This is a genomic window from Sebaldella termitidis ATCC 33386, assembly GCF_000024405.1.
Lineage (GTDB): Bacteria > Fusobacteriota > Fusobacteriia > Fusobacteriales > Leptotrichiaceae > Sebaldella > Sebaldella termitidis.
In genome coordinates, this window is the sequence record NC_013517.1 from 1,872,799 (window position 1) to 1,889,384 (window position 16,586).

A 16,586-nucleotide genomic window follows, 5' to 3' on the forward strand; every position below is an offset into this window, starting at 1 on the left:
AATAAGATATTTAAAAGAGCTGCTGGAAAAACAGCTCTTTTTATATGGGAGCCGGTTTATGGGAATTAAATTAAAAAAGGTAAAAGAAGTATATATTCTTTTACCTGTATTACTAAATTTAAGATATTTATTTATGCATAGTAACAAACGAATCAAACAACACCTTTATGTCCTTGTCTCCCTTAAAATAAGCCGGTATTTCCTTATCGATAGAGAGGAAATCATAAACTGCAGTCATAGCAGTTCTGACGGAATACTCTACAGTAAAAACTACACCCTCCGGAATCTCCACAAACTGCCCTATAAAAGCAAGATTTTTATAACCCTCTGGTCTTACACGGGGTCTGTCGGAAATTTTTCGCGGCATAAACTGGCTCGTAATAAAAGGAAGAATACACGGAATACAATTTGATGTTTTTTTCATTTCAGAAACATAATCATGAAATTTCAGATGGCAGAGCAGTTCAGTAAGTATCTCTTTACCTGTACATTCAGTCATTTTCTTTTTTATGTAATCTCCCTTTCTGTCAGGAAATAAGCCGTATCCCCAGAAAACTGTCACGTCTTCAGGCTGATTCAGAAAATGAGGCTGATAGGCAATTACTACAGACATCAGCCAGCTGGAATCCTTCAGAGTTACCAGAGCACCTGTACCAGCGGTATTGCCTGAAAATTTTTCCATCATATCAAGAAATTTATTGTCTTTATTGCATGTGACAGTAAATGATTCCCAAAAACTCTGGTCTATATTCCCGTCAAAAACTTTAGGATTACCAAATTCAGGCCTTCCTGCAGATATTTTTTCCCAGAATTCCCATGAGGTACCAAGATTAGTTTCGGAAAAAACAGGAGGTGAAGTCATAGAGCCGAGAGTAGTGGCAGCAGTCATAGAGCCGTTTGTGATAATAACCAGATCATCAGAATTTATATATACAGTTTCATCTGTATTATTTCTTGAAATATATAATTTTGAAACACTTTTTTCGTTATTTTCAATAGTTTCAAATTCTATATCTTTTACTTCGCAGTCATATTCAAATATAACTCCCTGTTCCTTGAGCCATAATTCCACAGGCAGAATGATAGAATCATACTGATTATAAAGTGAGCGTTTTACACCGGAAAGATTGTTTATTCTTGGAAATTCATGAATGAAAATATGCAGGTATCTTTTGAACTCTAGTACACTGTGCCATGGCTCGAAAGCAAAGGTAGTTGCCCACATATACCAGAAATTAGTGGTGAAAAAATGAGGTGAAAAGAAATCTTCTATGGTTATATCTTCAAGAGATTTTTCAGATTTTGCCATAAGTTTTATAAGTGTCATTCTGTCGCTTTCATTAAAGCCCATGGAAGAAACATCGGTTATTTGTCCGTTTCTGTCCACAAGACGGGCCTTGCTGTTCGTCTGTATTCTTTCGTTAAAGTTTTTTATTTCTTCATAAACTGAAATATTTTTATCTGAAATTGCAGGTATTTCTGAAAGGACATTCCAGAGTGCAGGATACTGTTCATAGTCAAACATACGGCCTCCCCTGATAACATATCCGTCATCGGCATTTCCGCTTCCGTCCATACTTCCGCCGCTTACATTCAGCTTGTCATATATATGAATGTTTTCTGCGGGCATTTTTCCGTCTCTGATAAGAAAAACAGCACCGGAAAGAGCACCAATACCTCCTCCTATGAAATATGCCTTTTTATTTTTCACATTTTCTGCTGACATAATATCAGCCTCCAGTCTTTAATATGATTAAAAAGAATATAATTGCTAGTTGTTAACAAATTATACTCTGGAAAAAATTCAAAGTCAACGTTATTTTTTATTCTAATAAATCTAAGGTTAATCTAAGTTTTTTCAAAGAGTAATATATTGCTAAAAAAATATTTTTTAAAAGGAGAAAACTATATGTATACACCGGGAAAAAGCGTTTACCGAAATAAAGCATATAAAATGATTTTATGTTATAATATAAAAGAGAAATTTTTAAAGTTATAAAAAATTATTATATACAGAAATGAGGGAATTTATGCCGAGAACTTCGGAAAATAACGGGAAACTGCTTAAATACCTGAAAGAAAAATATGCCGAGTTAGATAAACCGGTATTGGAAGAGAGACTTGAAAAAGAGAAGAAAAAGACACTCAGCAAAGTAGAGAGAAACCCTTATCAGAAAGATTATGCACGGCTTATTCATTCATCTTCATTCAGATGTCTTCAGGGGAAAATGCAGCTTCTGGATGTTAATTATGCAGAGCATTACAGAAACCGTCTTACGCACAGTATAGAAGTATCACAGATAGCAAGAGGAATAGTGGATTATTTTATAAGTATTTTTCCTGACGAGCTTGGGGATGAGAATTTCTATTCCATAAAGGATAACTATGTCTTAGAGTTTTCTTCACTGGCACATGACTTGGGAAATCCTCCTTTTGGTCATTACGGCGAGATGGTTTTGGACAGGCTTGCGGTGGAAAACGGACTCGAGGGCTTTGAAGGGAATGCACAGACACTGCGGATATTAACAAGGCTTGAGCGGGCAAAGGGCGGAATACACGGCCTTAATTTGTCTAAAAGAAGCCTTTTGTCAATAGTAAAGTCTTTTAATAAAATTACAGAAAGACAGAAAAGATTTTTATATGCTGATGATTATGAAGTAATAAAGTCTATTGCGGATAAAACAGGAATAAAGCCTATGACGCTTGATGCACAGATAATGGATCTTGCTGATGAAATAGCATATATAGGCCATGATCTGGAGGATGCCCTGAATCTGAAATTTTTCAATGACAGAGAATTTATGAATCAGCTGAAAAAAGAGAATTTAAGCAGCAGAGAGTATGAGCTTGTAAAAAACATTTTTGAAAATGCCCACGAGGAAGCGGAAGAATCAAATACAACAGAAGAATACAGCAAGATTTTCAGAAAAAATGTAAGGGGAAATATAGTAAATGATCTGATACAGGATATTATCTGCGTGGAGGAAAACGGGGAAAGAAGATTATACTTCAATGAATACGGTAATCTGGCTTTAGAGCTGAAAAAGCTCATATTCAAATTGATTAACAGAGAAAGTAATGTTGTGATATATGAAAAACGGGGTGAAATAATCTTAAGAGGTCTTTTTGAGCTGTTCATGGATGAAAAATTTAACAGAAACGGAATATTGCTTCCGGAAGAATACCGGATAGACTGGGAATCTGACAAAGAAAGGAATATCATAGATTATTTGTCAGGAATGATGGATTTATATACTGTAGAATTATATGAAAAATATTTCGGCACTAATAAACTGAACGAAGTGTACATGAGCTATAAAGAAAAGGCGGAATAAGAGTTTTTGAAATTCCGGTTTTTATTGATTCTGTGCTTTTTAATATGGTACAATATAAGAAATAATAAAATATAAAATTAACAGGAGAAACCAAGGTTTTAGAGGCTTCTTCAAGGTACTGCCAGATAATCGGCAGAAAAAAATTAATATTAAATAAAGAGGTGTAATATGCATTCAGGATTCATAGCAATAGTAGGAAGACCCAATGTAGGGAAGTCCACTATGATGAATAAACTAATTGAAGAGAAAGTGGCAATAGTTTCAAATAAATCGGGAACAACAAGGGACAGAATAAAAGGAATAGTGAATAAAGGAGAAAATCAGTATATTTTTATGGATACTCCGGGAATTCACAAGCCCAGACATCTTCTGGGAGAACATATGACTAATGTAGCATTGGAAACATTAAAAGGAGTAGATGCAATAATGTTTCTGCTGGACGGGACTCAGGAAATAAGCACAGGCGATGAATTTGTAAATGATCATGTAAAAGCTGTGAATACTCCTGTAGTATTGGTAATAAATAAAATAGATAAACTGAGCGATCAGGAAATACAGGATAAGCTTTTGGAAATAAAGGAAAAACTGGGGGATTTTGATAAGATTATTACAATAGCTGCCGAATACGGAATAGGAATGCATAAAATATATGACGAGCTTCGGGAATATCTTACATCAGATGTTTGGTACTATCCGGAAGATATGTATACTGATATTTCGATAAATAAAATGATAAGAGAAATAGTAAGAGAGAAGCTTCTGTTTTATACAAAGGATGAAATACCTCACAGTATAGCTATAGAAATAATAGATATAGACAATACTCCCAAGTTAGCCAGATATGATATAAACATATACGTGGAAAGAGATTCCCAGAAGGGAATTATTATAGGCAAGGACGGGAATCTTCTGAAAAAGGTAGGAAGAGAAGCCAGACTTGAAATAGAAAATCTCCTTGAGAAAAAAGTTTTTTTGAATTTATGGGTAAAAGTGAAGAAAAACTGGAGAAAGAAAAAAGATTTTCTAAAGGAACTCGGATATGACGAGTAAGATTCACAGTGCTTTAGCTGCATTTTGAAAATTGGAAATAAGACGGAGATAACAGGGTACAGGCTGTCGGATATTTTATGGTTAAGGTTTATTAAGCAAATACAGATATTTGGCACTGAAAGTCATTAATTAATTTAAATTTTTCATTTTAAATATACTTCATTATTGAAAAACAGTAACAACAACATGTTTTAACTATACTGGGAATCAAAAGGAATGAATTGATGAAGAAAAAGTATAAAATTTTATGTGTCAGTGATATAGACATTCTTTCTAATATGAATCTGGAATCAATGAAAAATAAATTCAGGGATATTGACTTTATAATATCTGCCGGCGATGTTTCAAACAGATATATAGATTTTCTGGTATCCACACTGGATAAAGATATTATTTACGTGAACGGCAACCATGTTTATCATAAAGACCATCCGATTACATTTGCCAAGAATATAGACGGAAAGTTTTTGAAATATAAGGGACTTAGAATTCTCGGGCTGGACGGGTCAAAGCTTTACTCGCATAAAGAACATCAGTATACTGACTTTCAGATGACATGCAAGGTAATGAAAAATATTATAAGCTTATGGCGGGGAGTAGATATAGTAGTATCTCATGCTTCCCCGAAAGGAATACATGATATAGACGAAAGGGTTCATGAAGGGTTTAAGATATTTAATAAAGTAATAAAATGGTTCAAACCGAAATTATGGGTTCATGGTCATGTTCATCTTCATAATTATCTTGCAGTGCAGGAAACTTATGTGGATGATACGAGGATAATGAATGTTTTCGGATATAAACTGCTTGAGTTAGAAAAATGAAGAAATAAAGAGGTAGCGTGTTATGGATCTGTATAATGAAAACTTACAGAGAGAAGCGGAAAATGCATATAAGAAATTTATTAAGTCATCAAAAGGATTATTTGGCATAAATAAACAAAAAAGCGGACTGGAGTCTTTTAAGAGTATACAGAAACAGGAACAGGCGTATAACAGTTCCGTTCTCGGAATAAGGGATGTAAGATTAGAGCAGATAGAAGGAAGTGTAGAAAAATACAAGGATTTTGATAAAAACTTTGTTCCGAAAAATGAGGTTATCAAGGAAAGATGGACAAAAATTTATGTGGCCTGTATGAAGGAAGAATCTCTTCCCCCGGTAATTCTTTATAAAATAAAAGATACTTACTATGTCTACGACGGAAATCACCGTGTATCAGTGGCGAAATTTTTGAATTTTCCGACTATAGAGGCAGAGGTCACTGAATTTCTTCCTTCCGGCGAGGATACTGAAGATCTTGTATACAGGGAAAGGTTTATTTTTGAAAAGGAAACAGATATACAGGACATAATTTTTACGGAACATGGAAAATATGAAAGACTGGATACAGAGATAAAGTCATACAAGGAATTTCTTGAAGAAAAAAAAGCTTTGGAATGTACGTATAAAGAAGCTGCAAGATATTGGTACAGGGATATTTTCAAAAGCATTACAGGTATTCTGGAATCTAATTCTATGACAGAGTATTATGAAGGCTTTAATATAAATGATCTATTTATATTTGTACTGGATCATAAATATTTTATAAGTAGGGAAAAGCAGGGTGATCAGGGGTATCTTTACGCTGTCATTGATTTTGTAAATATGGTAAAGACAAATGAGGATATCTCGCTGGCAAATAAATGTATCATTCCTGATGAAAGAAGAAAAGATTTTTTGAAGCTTCGTAAAACTGACAGGGAGATGAAGCTGCCGCGTGAACGGATAGAAGGCAATGAAATTCTTCTTAAAATAACCGGAATAGATTTTGAATACAATGATTTTACTTATGAAATGATAGAAAATTTTCGTAAAATTTATAAAATAGAGACCTTTGCAAATGCTGTAAAAAAATGGTATGAAGAGGTATATATACATATCCTGAAATATTTTTTGATAAAAGTGAAAAAGCTTCCCGAAAAATACAGCAGATATCTGAAGCTGTTCACAGGAAACGATAAAAGAATATTTGAATCAATATATAATTTTAGAAGACTCCATTACTATTACGGCGATAAAGGCGAGGAAAGGCTTGTCGACTGGAAAAATACCATTTTGAATTATATAGTGGAAATTTATATAAATATAATTGACGGTATAGCAGAAAGCAGTGTTTCTTATGCTAAGGCCATCGACGTCTATTATACAGTGGAAAAAGAATATTTTTATCTTTTAAAAAATGAGAAAATACTGGCATCAGAGAAAAAAAATCTGAATTATTCCAAAATAAAAGAAGTGGAGTCAATATTTTCACTAAACTGGTTTGGGAAAAAATTCAGAACGGATAATGTGTCAGAGATATTAACAGATGAAAGATATGATGAGTTTCAAAAAAAATTTACTTCCAAAAAAAATCTGCAGAAATTTGAAAAAATTTATTATAAATATGACGGAATAAATATTTATTCTACTTTTTCAAAATTGGAAAAAGCAATGAAAATAACCGGAGAGAAAGAGTTTATCTTTGATTTGGAAAGAAATATGAAAACTTTATCCGGTACGGGTTATGTTGTAAAAAATTATAAAACAATCGAAATTTTGAGAAGCTTTGACAAAGAAAAAGAAAATATGAGTTTTCTGGATTTTTATGCAAAAATACTTGATCACGGGGTATCGGCATCACCGGATTTCCTGTTTTTGAATATTCTGGATATAGCACTTGATTATCTGAATAACTGTAAAAATATAGAATCCTGCGTCGAAGAGCAGACCTATATCTGATATAATAATTGTTACTAATAAAATAAAGCATTAAATATATGGGAGGAAGAAATCAAATATGAATGTGAAATCGGTATTTTTGGACTTGGACGGAACAGTTCTGCATGATGATAAAACTATTTCAAAAAGACTTGCAGATGTGGTAACAGAACTGAAAAAACGGATAAATATATATGTATCCACTGGAAGAAGCTGGGAATCAGCCTCATCATATGTAGAAAAACTGGGTCTTGAGGATCTGGCGATAAATTATAACGGAGCAAGAATAATCAATCTGAAAACAAAAGAGGTAATATCAGAAAAGCCGCTTAATGAGGAAACTGTAAAAAAGCTTATAGCAGTATCACGTGAACATAAGATTCACCTGAATTTATACAAAGATGACAAATGGTATGTGGAAAATGCAGGAAGAGAAGCGGAATATTATTCTAATCTTACTGATATTAAGTGGAATCTTATAAATTTTGATGATTTTATGGGAAAAAAATCTACTAAGGCTCTTTTTGTAGCTGAATATAAAAGGCTTGAAGAGATAAAAGAAATACTTCAAAAGAAGCTTTCAGGCGTGGAGTATGTATTTTCAAGCGAGTATTATATGGAAATTTTACAGGAAGGTGTCAATAAAGGAAGTGCAGTAAAAAAAGTATTAGAGGAAAGCGGTGTTTCAAAGGATGAGGCTATGGCCTTCGGGGATCACTGGAATGATAAAGAGATGCTTCAATATGTAAAATATGGTTATTTAATGGGAAATGCCCCAGAAAATCTGAAAGAAGTATTTGATAAGGAAAAAATTATAGCTGCTAATAATGAAGACGGAGTAGCGCAAATTTTGGAAAAATTAATCTAAATTGGTGATTGGATGATGAGAGAAGAGTTTGTACATTTGAAACTGCATACAGAGTATTCACTTCTGGAGGGCGTAGGCAAAATAGAAGAATATCTGGACAGGGCGAAAAAACTGGATATAAAGCAATTAGCTGTGACTGACACAGCTATGTTTGGCGTGGTCGAATTTTATGAAAAGGCTTTTAAAAAGGGAATAAAGCCTATAATTGGTCTTGAAATATTTATGGACGGTTTTTTTTCCGAAGGAGAATATTCACTTACTCTGCTTGCGAGGAACCAGACAGGATATAAAAATCTGTGTAAACTTTCATCACTGTCATTCAGCAGATTTAACAGAAGCAGAAATAAAATAAGATATGAGGAATTAAAAAAACATTCCGAAGGTCTGTTTATACTTTCCGGAGGAATAAACAGCGAGCTTACCGAATCTATACTGACTTATAAATACAGTGAATTTAAAAATATAATAACGAAGCTTGTACAGGATTTCGGTGAATATTTTTATGTAGAAGTACCTGCCGCTGAAAGGCTGAAGGATAAAGTAAAGCTGTATATAGAGATGGCAGAGGAATGCAATGCGGAATATGTGGCTGCCAATGATGTATATTATCCTAATTTCGGTGACAGTATCCTCCAGAAAATAATGATTTCGATAAAGGACGGAACTAAAATAAATTCTGAAAATACAGAGTTAAAATATAATGATCTTTATCTGAAATCGGCGGAGCAGATGAAGGAAAATTTTTCAGGATATGAAAAAGCGATTGAAAATAGTTTGAAAATAGCAAGAGAGTGCAATGTAAGCTTTGAATTTGATAAATTTAAATTTCCCGAATATAATCTTCCAGAGGGAAAAAGTGAGACAGAGTATATCAGAGAGCTGGTATATGACGGACTGAAAAAGAAATACGGCGAGCCTTTGGAGGAAAAAATAACGGAAAGAGCAGAGTATGAGCTTGATATAATAAATAAAATGGGATATAACGGGTACTTCATAATAGTATGGGATTTTATAAAATATGCAAAGGATAACGGTATTTATGTGGGACCGGGAAGAGGTTCGTCGGCGGGGAGCATAGTATCATATGCTCTGAATATAACCGAGGTAGATCCTATTAAGTATAACCTGATTTTTGAACGTTTTTTGAATCCTGAAAGAATTTCAATGCCTGATATAGATATAGATTTTGATCAGGAACAAAGAGAACAGGTAATAGATTATGTAGTAAAAAAATACGGACATGAAAAGGTAGCTCATATTATTACATTCGGGACTCTGAAAGCAAGGGCGGCAATCAGGGACGTAGGAAGAGTTCTTGATATTAATCTGAAAAAAGTAGATAAAGTAGCAAAATTAATACCGCATTTTTCCGAGCTGGAAGATGCAGTAAAGAATGTACGCGAATTAAAAACTCTTTATAACAGTGACAGTGAAGTAAGAGATATGATAGATTATTCTCTTAAGCTGGAGGGGAAAGTAAGACATGCTTCGGTTCATGCGGCGGGTATGGTTATTTCCAAAGATGTTTTGGATGATGAAATTCCTACTTATTCAGACGGTCGGGCATCTTTTCTGTCTACGCAGTATCAGATGAAAGAGCTGGAGGATCTGGGAATACTCAAGATGGATTTTCTCGGGCTGAAAAACCTGACTATCCTCAGAAAAACAATGGAAAATATAAAAATAACACAGGGAAAAGTCATGGTACTGGATGATATACCTCTTGATGATAAAGAAACATATAAAATGCTTACCGCAGGAGACACACTCGGAGTTTTCCAGTGTGAGTCCATTGGAATAAGAAGACTTATGCAAAAGATGAAAATAGAAAAGTTTGAAGATATAGTGGCGCTTTTGGCTCTGTACAGACCGGGACCTCTGCGGAGCGGTATGGTTGATGATTTTATAGCGAGCAAGAATGAAGGAGCCGCAATAAAGTATCCTCATGAGGCCTTAATAGATGTGTTGAGCGAAACATATGGCGTTATACTTTATCAGGAACAGGTACTGAAAATAGTAAATGTACTTGCCAATTATACAATGGGTGAAGGAGACAGTCTCCGGCGTGCAATGGGTAAAAAAATTCCGGAATTAATGGCACAGAACAGGGAAGTATTCATAAAAAGAGCTGTAGAAAATAATATTACTCCTGATAAGGCTGAGGAGATATTTAACCTCATAGATAAATTCTCGGGATACGGATTTCCAAAATCCCACTCAGTGGCTTATGCTTTGGTGGCTTACTGGACGGCATACTTGAAAACTAATTATTTTAAAGAATTTTTTGCTGCGACTATGTCTACGGAAATGTATAATATAGACAGGCTTTCACTGTTTATAAATGAGGCAAGAGATAAGGGAGTGAAAGTTCTTCTTCCGGATGTTAATTTGTCAGCATATGAGTTTCTTGCAGAAAAAGACGGAATACGGTTCGGACTTCTGGCAATAAAGCATGTGGGAATAAACATAGTAAAGAAAGTAATTGAAGTCAGAAAAAATGAAAAATTTGATTCTTATGAAGATTTTGTATATAATCTGAAAAAAGAGGGACTGAATAAAAAACAGCTGGAAGCATTTGTATTTTCCGGAAGCCTTGATAAAATACATAATAACAGAAAAGAGATGTTTTCATCAATAGACAGGGTTTTGGAATGGTGTGAGAAAAAATTTAATTCCGAAGAGGATCTTCAGATGATATTATTCGGGGGGAAATCTCAGAAAATAGGATTGTTTTCAATGGAAAAATCCGAAGAATACAGTGAAAGTCTTCTTTTGGAAAAGGAAAAAGAATTTTTGGGGGTTTATCTTTCGAAGCATCCTCTTGATAATTACAAGCTTCTTATGAGAACAATAGACAAAACCCGTATGGACAGTCTGAAACAAGGGAAAAGAGCAAGGGTAATAGGTCTTGTAAAAGATATAAAAAAAATGATTACCAAAAAAACTGGAGAACCAATGGCAAGATTTTTTGTGGAGGATTATGGTACAAAAGCCGAAGTGGTTTGTTTTCCGAGGGATTATATAAATTACAGCCATGAAATATTTGACGGGAATGCGGTAATCGTGGAAGGAACAGTATCTTCCGACAACAGCGGCAGGCTTAACATTCATATGACAAATATAAGTTCTCTAAAGGATATAGATGAAAATCACAGACTGAAACTGTATATACTGATAGATGAGGAAACAAAAGGACAAATGGTTCAGGTGAAAAAAGTCATAACAGAAAATAAAGGACCGAATCAGGTATATTTTGCAGTAAATGAAGCCGGTAAAAAAGAGATAATAAAACTAAGCGAGAAATACAGAGTAAGCATTACAGCAAAATTTATAGAGGAGCTTTCACAATTATTCAGTTATAAAAAGATAAAAATAAAATAGCGATATCTATGCAGCAGAGATCAGCGGTATTCTGACTCGAATGTTTATACCGAAAATCAGGGGGATGAGTGCAGAAGTTTCGGCATTAATAGTTTCAGGTATTTTATAGTTTGCGTAAGATAAAATTTACAATAAAATAAAAAGATTCTGATTATGAAAAGACAGTTCTCTAAGCTGTCTGTAACTATTAGATTGCAAAAAGAACAACTGTGTGATAAAATTATATAAAGATTTTTTGCAGGAGGAAAAATGGAATTAAAAGAAATAAAGGAGTTAATGAAACTTATAAAGGAAGAAGACCTGGGTGAAATTAAGGTAAATATCGGGGCAGAAAAGCTGCATCTGAAAAATACCAAGAGTCCGAATACTAATTTCCAGAGTGTTCAGGAAAAAGTAGTTTTTATTGAAGAGCCTGAACCGGCAAAAGAAATTGTAAAATCTAAAAATGTTGGGAAAATTAAATTTTTAAATATTGAAAAAGAAATGGAAGTAAAAGAGGGTGCAAAACTTGCCACGATAGAAGCTATAGGGGTAGCAACCGATGTAAAGGCTCCTGTGAGCGGTATACTTACGGAAATATTCGTGGCAGATCAATCAATCGTAGATTACGGAAAAAATTTATTTGAGATTGAGATAAGTGAATAATTATTAGGAGGAAAAATGTTTAAAAAGATATTAGTTGCCAATAGAGGAGAAATTGCTGTTAGGGTTATCAGGGCAGCTAGGGAGCTTGGTATTAAGACAGTAGCAGTATATGCAGAGGCAGATAAAGAATCATTGCATGTGAAACTTGCTGATGAGGCTATATGTATAGGGCCTGCAAGTGCATCAGAATCATATCTGAAAATACCGAATATAATTTCAGCCGCACTTGTAACAGAAGCTGAAGGAATACATCCGGGATACGGGTTTCTTTCAGAAAATGCAGGATTTGCAAAAATATGCGCCGAAAATAATATAGTATTTATAGGACCAAGTCCTGAAATTATCAGTCAAATGGGAGACAAGGCAACTGCCAGAGCCACTGCAATCGCGCATAAAGTACCTATTACTAAAGGATCTGACGGAATAATAAAAGATATAAAAGAAGCAAGAATTCTTGCCAAAAAAGAAATAACTTATCCTGTTATCATAAAGGCAACTGCCGGCGGGGGCGGAAAAGGGATGAGAATAGCAAGAAACGAAAAAGAACTGGAAGAAAATATGGTTGCTGCACAGACAGAAGCACAGGCAGCATTTGGAAATCCGGATGTATATATAGAAAAATATGTGGAAGAGCCAAGACATGTGGAAATTCAGATAATCGGAGATAAATTTGGAAATGTAGTTCATCTTGGAGAAAGAGACTGTTCTATACAAAGAAGACACCAAAAGCTTATAGAGGAGGCACCTTCTGCAGGAATAAACAAAAGTATAAGAGAAAAAATGGGAAAAACAGCTGTGGCACTTGCTAAAGGAATAAAGTATGACAGTGTGGGGACATTGGAATTTCTTGTAGATAAAAGCGGAAATTTCTATTTTATGGAGATGAATACAAGAATACAGGTAGAACACACAATTTCAGAAGAAATAACAGGTATAGATCTGATAAAAGAGCAAATCAGAGTAGCAGCCGGTAAAAAATTAAGTTTTACACAAAAAGATATACATATAAAAGGACACGCAATAGAATGCAGAATAAATGCAGAAGATCCGGCAAATAATTTTCTTCCTTCAGTAGGAACTCTTGAAACATATATAACATCCGGAGGAGTAGGCGTAAGAGTGGATTCACATTCTTATCAGGGATATGAAATACCTCCGCAATACGACTCAATGATAGCAAAACTGGTAGTGTGGGGTAATACAAGAGAAGAAGCTATAACAAGAATGAAAAGAGCACTGGGAGAATTTATAATTGAAGGAATAGAAACTACAATACCTTTTCATTTAAAGGTCCTTGAAAATGAGGATTTTGAAAGCGGAGATATATTTACAAACTTTATTGAAACACATTTTAATAATTAAAATTTAGGAGGAACAAATATGAATGATTTAGGAAATATAAGCATTTCTTCGGAAGTAGTAGCTACAATAGCGAGTTCGGTTGCTTCAGATGTGGAAGGTGTATACAGTTTAGCAGGTGCAGAGCCGAAAAATGAATTTACAAAATTTTTTAAATCTGTTTCATCTTCCGGGAATAAAGGAATTGAGGTAGAAGTAGGAGAAACTGAGTGTACAATAGATCTTTATGTAATAGCAAAAATGGGATTTCAGCTTCCGGCACTGGCTGGAGAAATACAAAAAAGAGTAGTTAAAGCAATAACTGAAATGACAGGTCTGAAAGTACAGGAAGTAAATGTGTATATTCAGAAAATAGTTAAAGATGATGTACCAAAGCTGGAAAATGCAGAAGTAAAACCTTTGGATGCAGAAGAAATAGTGGATGAAAGCGAATTATAAACAATGATTTAAAGATAACGAAATATGGCAGTGTCAAGAGCTTTGTTATTTAAACAAAATATGAATTGGTGTGGTGTCACGTCTGGCTAAAAAAAACGGGTTACTGCACTGGACATGCGTAGGGAGGTAAAAATGATAACATTTTTAGTATTTTTAGCTTGGTTATCGATAATTTCCGGGAGTCTTATTGTGATAGGACTGGGTTTGTCAGATTTAATCATGAAGACAGGATATTTGGAAGTGATACATCGAAGAATAGATTTATCTGATCCACAGGTAATAATAATGTTAATACTGTTAATAATAGTATATCTGATAATTTTCGTTTTATATTTTGTCCACAGACTGACGAAATACTCTGAAAATAAAGTAATAAAAAGCAAAAATGGTGAAATCACAGTAACATATAAAACTATAAACAATCTGGTAAGAGAATATCTCGGAGCACAGAAGTTTATAAAGTCAATAAAAACAAAAACAGCCAAAAAAGGACGTGGAGTAGTAATAAATGCAGTTCTGGAACTGTATTCGATAAAAAATCTGAACAGCAGACTTCAGGAATTGCAGAATGAACTGGTGGAGTATCTTTTTAATTCTACAGGTGTAGAGCTTAAAAAATCATATTTTAAGATAAAAAAGCTTATACAAAATCAGGAAATTTACACCTTTTATGCTGAAAATGAAGATACTAAGATACTTGATTACAAAGAAAAACCTGAATTTGAGTCTACATTAAAAATTTCAGGCATGAAAGAAGAAGAGGAAGAAAATAAAAATATAGACAACATACAGGAAACAAAATAGAAAGGACCGAAATGGGTAGGAGAAAGCTTAGGGAAGAAATATTTAAACTGTTATTTGAAAGAGAACTGATAGATAATGATATGGATGTGAGACTTGCAGAGGTTCTTTCGGAAAATAACATTACAAAAGAAGAAGATATTGAATTTATGAGAGAATACATAAAAAATGTTACCGAGCATAAAGAAAGTATCGAAGATAAAATAAAATCCAAGCTTGTTGGCTGGTCCTTTGATATATTGGGAACTGTGGAGAAGACGCTTCTGAAAATGTCATTTTATGAAATTACAGAAGCAGGTACAGGGCACGAGATAGTAATTAATGAAACAGTGGAACTGGCGAAAAAATATGGTGAAGATAAGACACCGGATTTCATAAACGGGATACTGGCAGATCTGGTGAGCTGATTATCGGAGAAAAATATGGAAATTGTGATATTTAAAGATATAGAAACTTCAAAGAATGAAATATTTTCTCTTTTTGAAAAAGAGACAGACAATAGTATATTAATAGATTTTGGGGATAATTTTATTGATCCCCAAATTTTGTATTTTATGTTATTTATACAAAGAGAGGCTGTTTTGCGAAAAATTTCCGTGATTTTCATAGTGGGGGATGAAAGCTCATTCAAAAAGCTTCTTCTTGAAAAGTATAATAAATATTTTTCTATATTTAATACCTATAAAGAATATGAAAATCTGAAAAGATTCATAAAATTTAAGGTTGCTAATATAAATAACGAACAGTTTGTTAAAGAGCTGATTACAAATATTCTGACAAATGACAGATTCAATGTAACCGAATATTCTTCTAAGGATTTTCTCATGAAAAGGAAAATAGATGAGGATGTAGTTATTCTTGAATATAAAGATGAAAAGAAGAATTTTTTTGAAGTGATAAAGAAAATAAAGCATTTAGATAAAAATATACCTGTTATTCTGCTTTCTAATGATAATGACCTTGAGCAGGCACTTACTACTATAAGGCTCGGGGTAAATGAAATAGTAAGAAAGCCGTTTAAGAGAGAAGAGATAAGCAATGCAGTAAAAAGAGTAGCTGTAGAGTCAGAATTGGTAAAAGAAAATGAAAGACTTTTCAGAGAGATCCAGAAAAGAGAGAAGGAGCTTACTGTACTTTATAATAACCTGGAAAAAGAGCTTACTCTTGCATCGGAAATACAAAAAAGCCTTATGCCTAAGAATGATCTTCACTTTGGTGATTACCGCATAAGATACATATATAAGCCCTCGCAGGACATAGGGGGAGATTTTTGTGATATTCTGGAGGTTGACGAGAATAATTTTGCAGTAGCTTTTGCGGATATATCAGGCCATGGGATACCGGCCTCTTTATTGTCAACTATGCTGAAAGTATATATTCTTAACTACGGCTATGATATAAAAGATACAGCCAAGCTCACTGAAACACTGAATGAAGATGTAATACGAGTATTTCCCAGAGGTAAATTTATCAGTCTGTTTTATCTGATGATTGATTTTCATAATAATAGAATGAAATTTTGTAAGGCAGCACAGGAAAGTGCCTTTCTGCTCAGAGGGGAAACGGGTGAGATAGAGGAGCTGAGTACGGAGGGTCAGGTGTTAGGACTTTTTTCAAAAATTGATTTTCCGGATATTGTAAATTTTGAGGAGAAAAGTACTGATTTTAACAAAGGAGACAAGCTGCTTCTATATACAGACGGAATAGTGGAGGCCCGGAATGCAGACGGGGAATTTTTCGGAATTGAAAGAATAAAGGAAATACTTTTGGAAAGTAAGGACTCTGACGATATACTTGATATTATTCTGAAAGAATTATATAAATTCACAGAAAGCGAAAAGCTCGAAGATGATCTTACTTTTCTGCTGATAGAGAGGGATTAAACAGGAATAAGTTTTGGCAAAGCACTCTGCCAAAACTTATTTTTTGTTATTAAACCTGATAATATAAAAAAATTTTGTTACAAAAAA

General features: G+C 33.9%; 13 protein-coding genes. 12 read left to right on the forward strand and 1 reads right to left on the reverse strand.

Annotated elements, in window-relative coordinates; translation table 11 throughout:
* Positions 1 to 127: 127 nt before the first annotated feature.
* The gene (locus tag STERM_RS08570) at positions 128 to 1,726 is read right to left on the reverse strand and encodes an oleate hydratase (RefSeq protein ID WP_012861195.1); all 1,599 of its coding nucleotides are present in this window, start codon (positions 1,724 to 1,726) and stop codon (positions 128 to 130) included.
* A 304-nt stretch (positions 1,727 to 2,030) separates the two neighbouring features.
* Here STERM_RS08570 and STERM_RS08575 point away from each other — a divergent pair, with 304 nt between their 5' ends.
* The 12 genes from STERM_RS08575 (at position 2,031) to STERM_RS08630 (ending at position 16,499) form a co-directional block, all read left to right on the forward strand.
* On the forward strand, positions 2,031 to 3,335 hold the full coding sequence (locus STERM_RS08575; RefSeq protein ID WP_012861196.1) for a deoxyguanosinetriphosphate triphosphohydrolase family protein: 1,305 nt from the start codon (positions 2,031 to 2,033) through the stop codon (positions 3,333 to 3,335).
* Positions 3,336 to 3,503: 168 nt separating this feature from the next.
* Positions 3,504 to 4,385 (forward strand): GTPase Era, encoded by an 882-nt coding sequence (gene era, locus STERM_RS08580; RefSeq protein WP_012861197.1) that lies wholly within the window; start codon positions 3,504 to 3,506, stop codon positions 4,383 to 4,385.
* Between the two features lie 224 nt (positions 4,386 to 4,609).
* The gene (locus STERM_RS08585; protein WP_012861198.1) at positions 4,610 to 5,209 is read left to right on the forward strand and encodes a metallophosphoesterase family protein; all 600 of its coding nucleotides are present in this window, start codon (positions 4,610 to 4,612) and stop codon (positions 5,207 to 5,209) included.
* 22 nt (positions 5,210 to 5,231) lie between these two features.
* Positions 5,232 to 7,145 (forward strand): hypothetical protein, encoded by a 1,914-nt coding sequence (locus tag STERM_RS08590; RefSeq protein WP_012861199.1) that lies wholly within the window; start codon positions 5,232 to 5,234, stop codon positions 7,143 to 7,145.
* Between the two features lie 58 nt (positions 7,146 to 7,203).
* Positions 7,204 to 7,992, forward strand: coding sequence for a Cof-type HAD-IIB family hydrolase (locus STERM_RS08595; RefSeq protein WP_012861200.1), 789 nt, complete (start codon positions 7,204 to 7,206; stop codon positions 7,990 to 7,992).
* Between the two features lie 15 nt (positions 7,993 to 8,007).
* Positions 8,008 to 11,373, forward strand: a complete 3,366-nt coding sequence (gene dnaE / locus STERM_RS08600) for a DNA polymerase III subunit alpha (protein ID WP_041309891.1) — start codon at positions 8,008 to 8,010, stop codon at positions 11,371 to 11,373.
* Between the two features lie 249 nt (positions 11,374 to 11,622).
* Positions 11,623 to 12,018, forward strand: coding sequence for an acetyl-CoA carboxylase biotin carboxyl carrier protein (locus STERM_RS08605; RefSeq protein WP_012861202.1), 396 nt, complete (start codon positions 11,623 to 11,625; stop codon positions 12,016 to 12,018).
* A 15-nt stretch (positions 12,019 to 12,033) separates the two neighbouring features.
* Positions 12,034 to 13,380, forward strand: coding sequence for an acetyl-CoA carboxylase biotin carboxylase subunit (gene accC / locus STERM_RS08610; RefSeq protein ID WP_012861203.1), 1,347 nt, complete (start codon positions 12,034 to 12,036; stop codon positions 13,378 to 13,380).
* A gap of 18 nt (positions 13,381 to 13,398) precedes the next feature.
* Positions 13,399 to 13,815, forward strand: a complete 417-nt coding sequence (locus STERM_RS08615; RefSeq protein WP_012861204.1) for an Asp23/Gls24 family envelope stress response protein — start codon at positions 13,399 to 13,401, stop codon at positions 13,813 to 13,815.
* Positions 13,816 to 13,947: 132 nt separating this feature from the next.
* A complete protein-coding gene (gene amaP / locus STERM_RS08620) occupies positions 13,948 to 14,619 on the forward strand; it encodes an alkaline shock response membrane anchor protein AmaP (RefSeq protein ID WP_012861205.1) in 672 nt (223 codons plus the stop codon).
* 11 nt (positions 14,620 to 14,630) lie between these two features.
* Positions 14,631 to 15,023, forward strand: coding sequence for a transcription antitermination factor NusB (gene nusB / locus STERM_RS08625; protein ID WP_012861206.1), 393 nt, complete (start codon positions 14,631 to 14,633; stop codon positions 15,021 to 15,023).
* Positions 15,024 to 15,038: 15 nt separating this feature from the next.
* On the forward strand, positions 15,039 to 16,499 hold the full coding sequence (locus tag STERM_RS08630; protein ID WP_012861207.1) for a SpoIIE family protein phosphatase: 1,461 nt from the start codon (positions 15,039 to 15,041) through the stop codon (positions 16,497 to 16,499).
* Positions 16,500 to 16,586 lie beyond the last annotated feature (87 nt).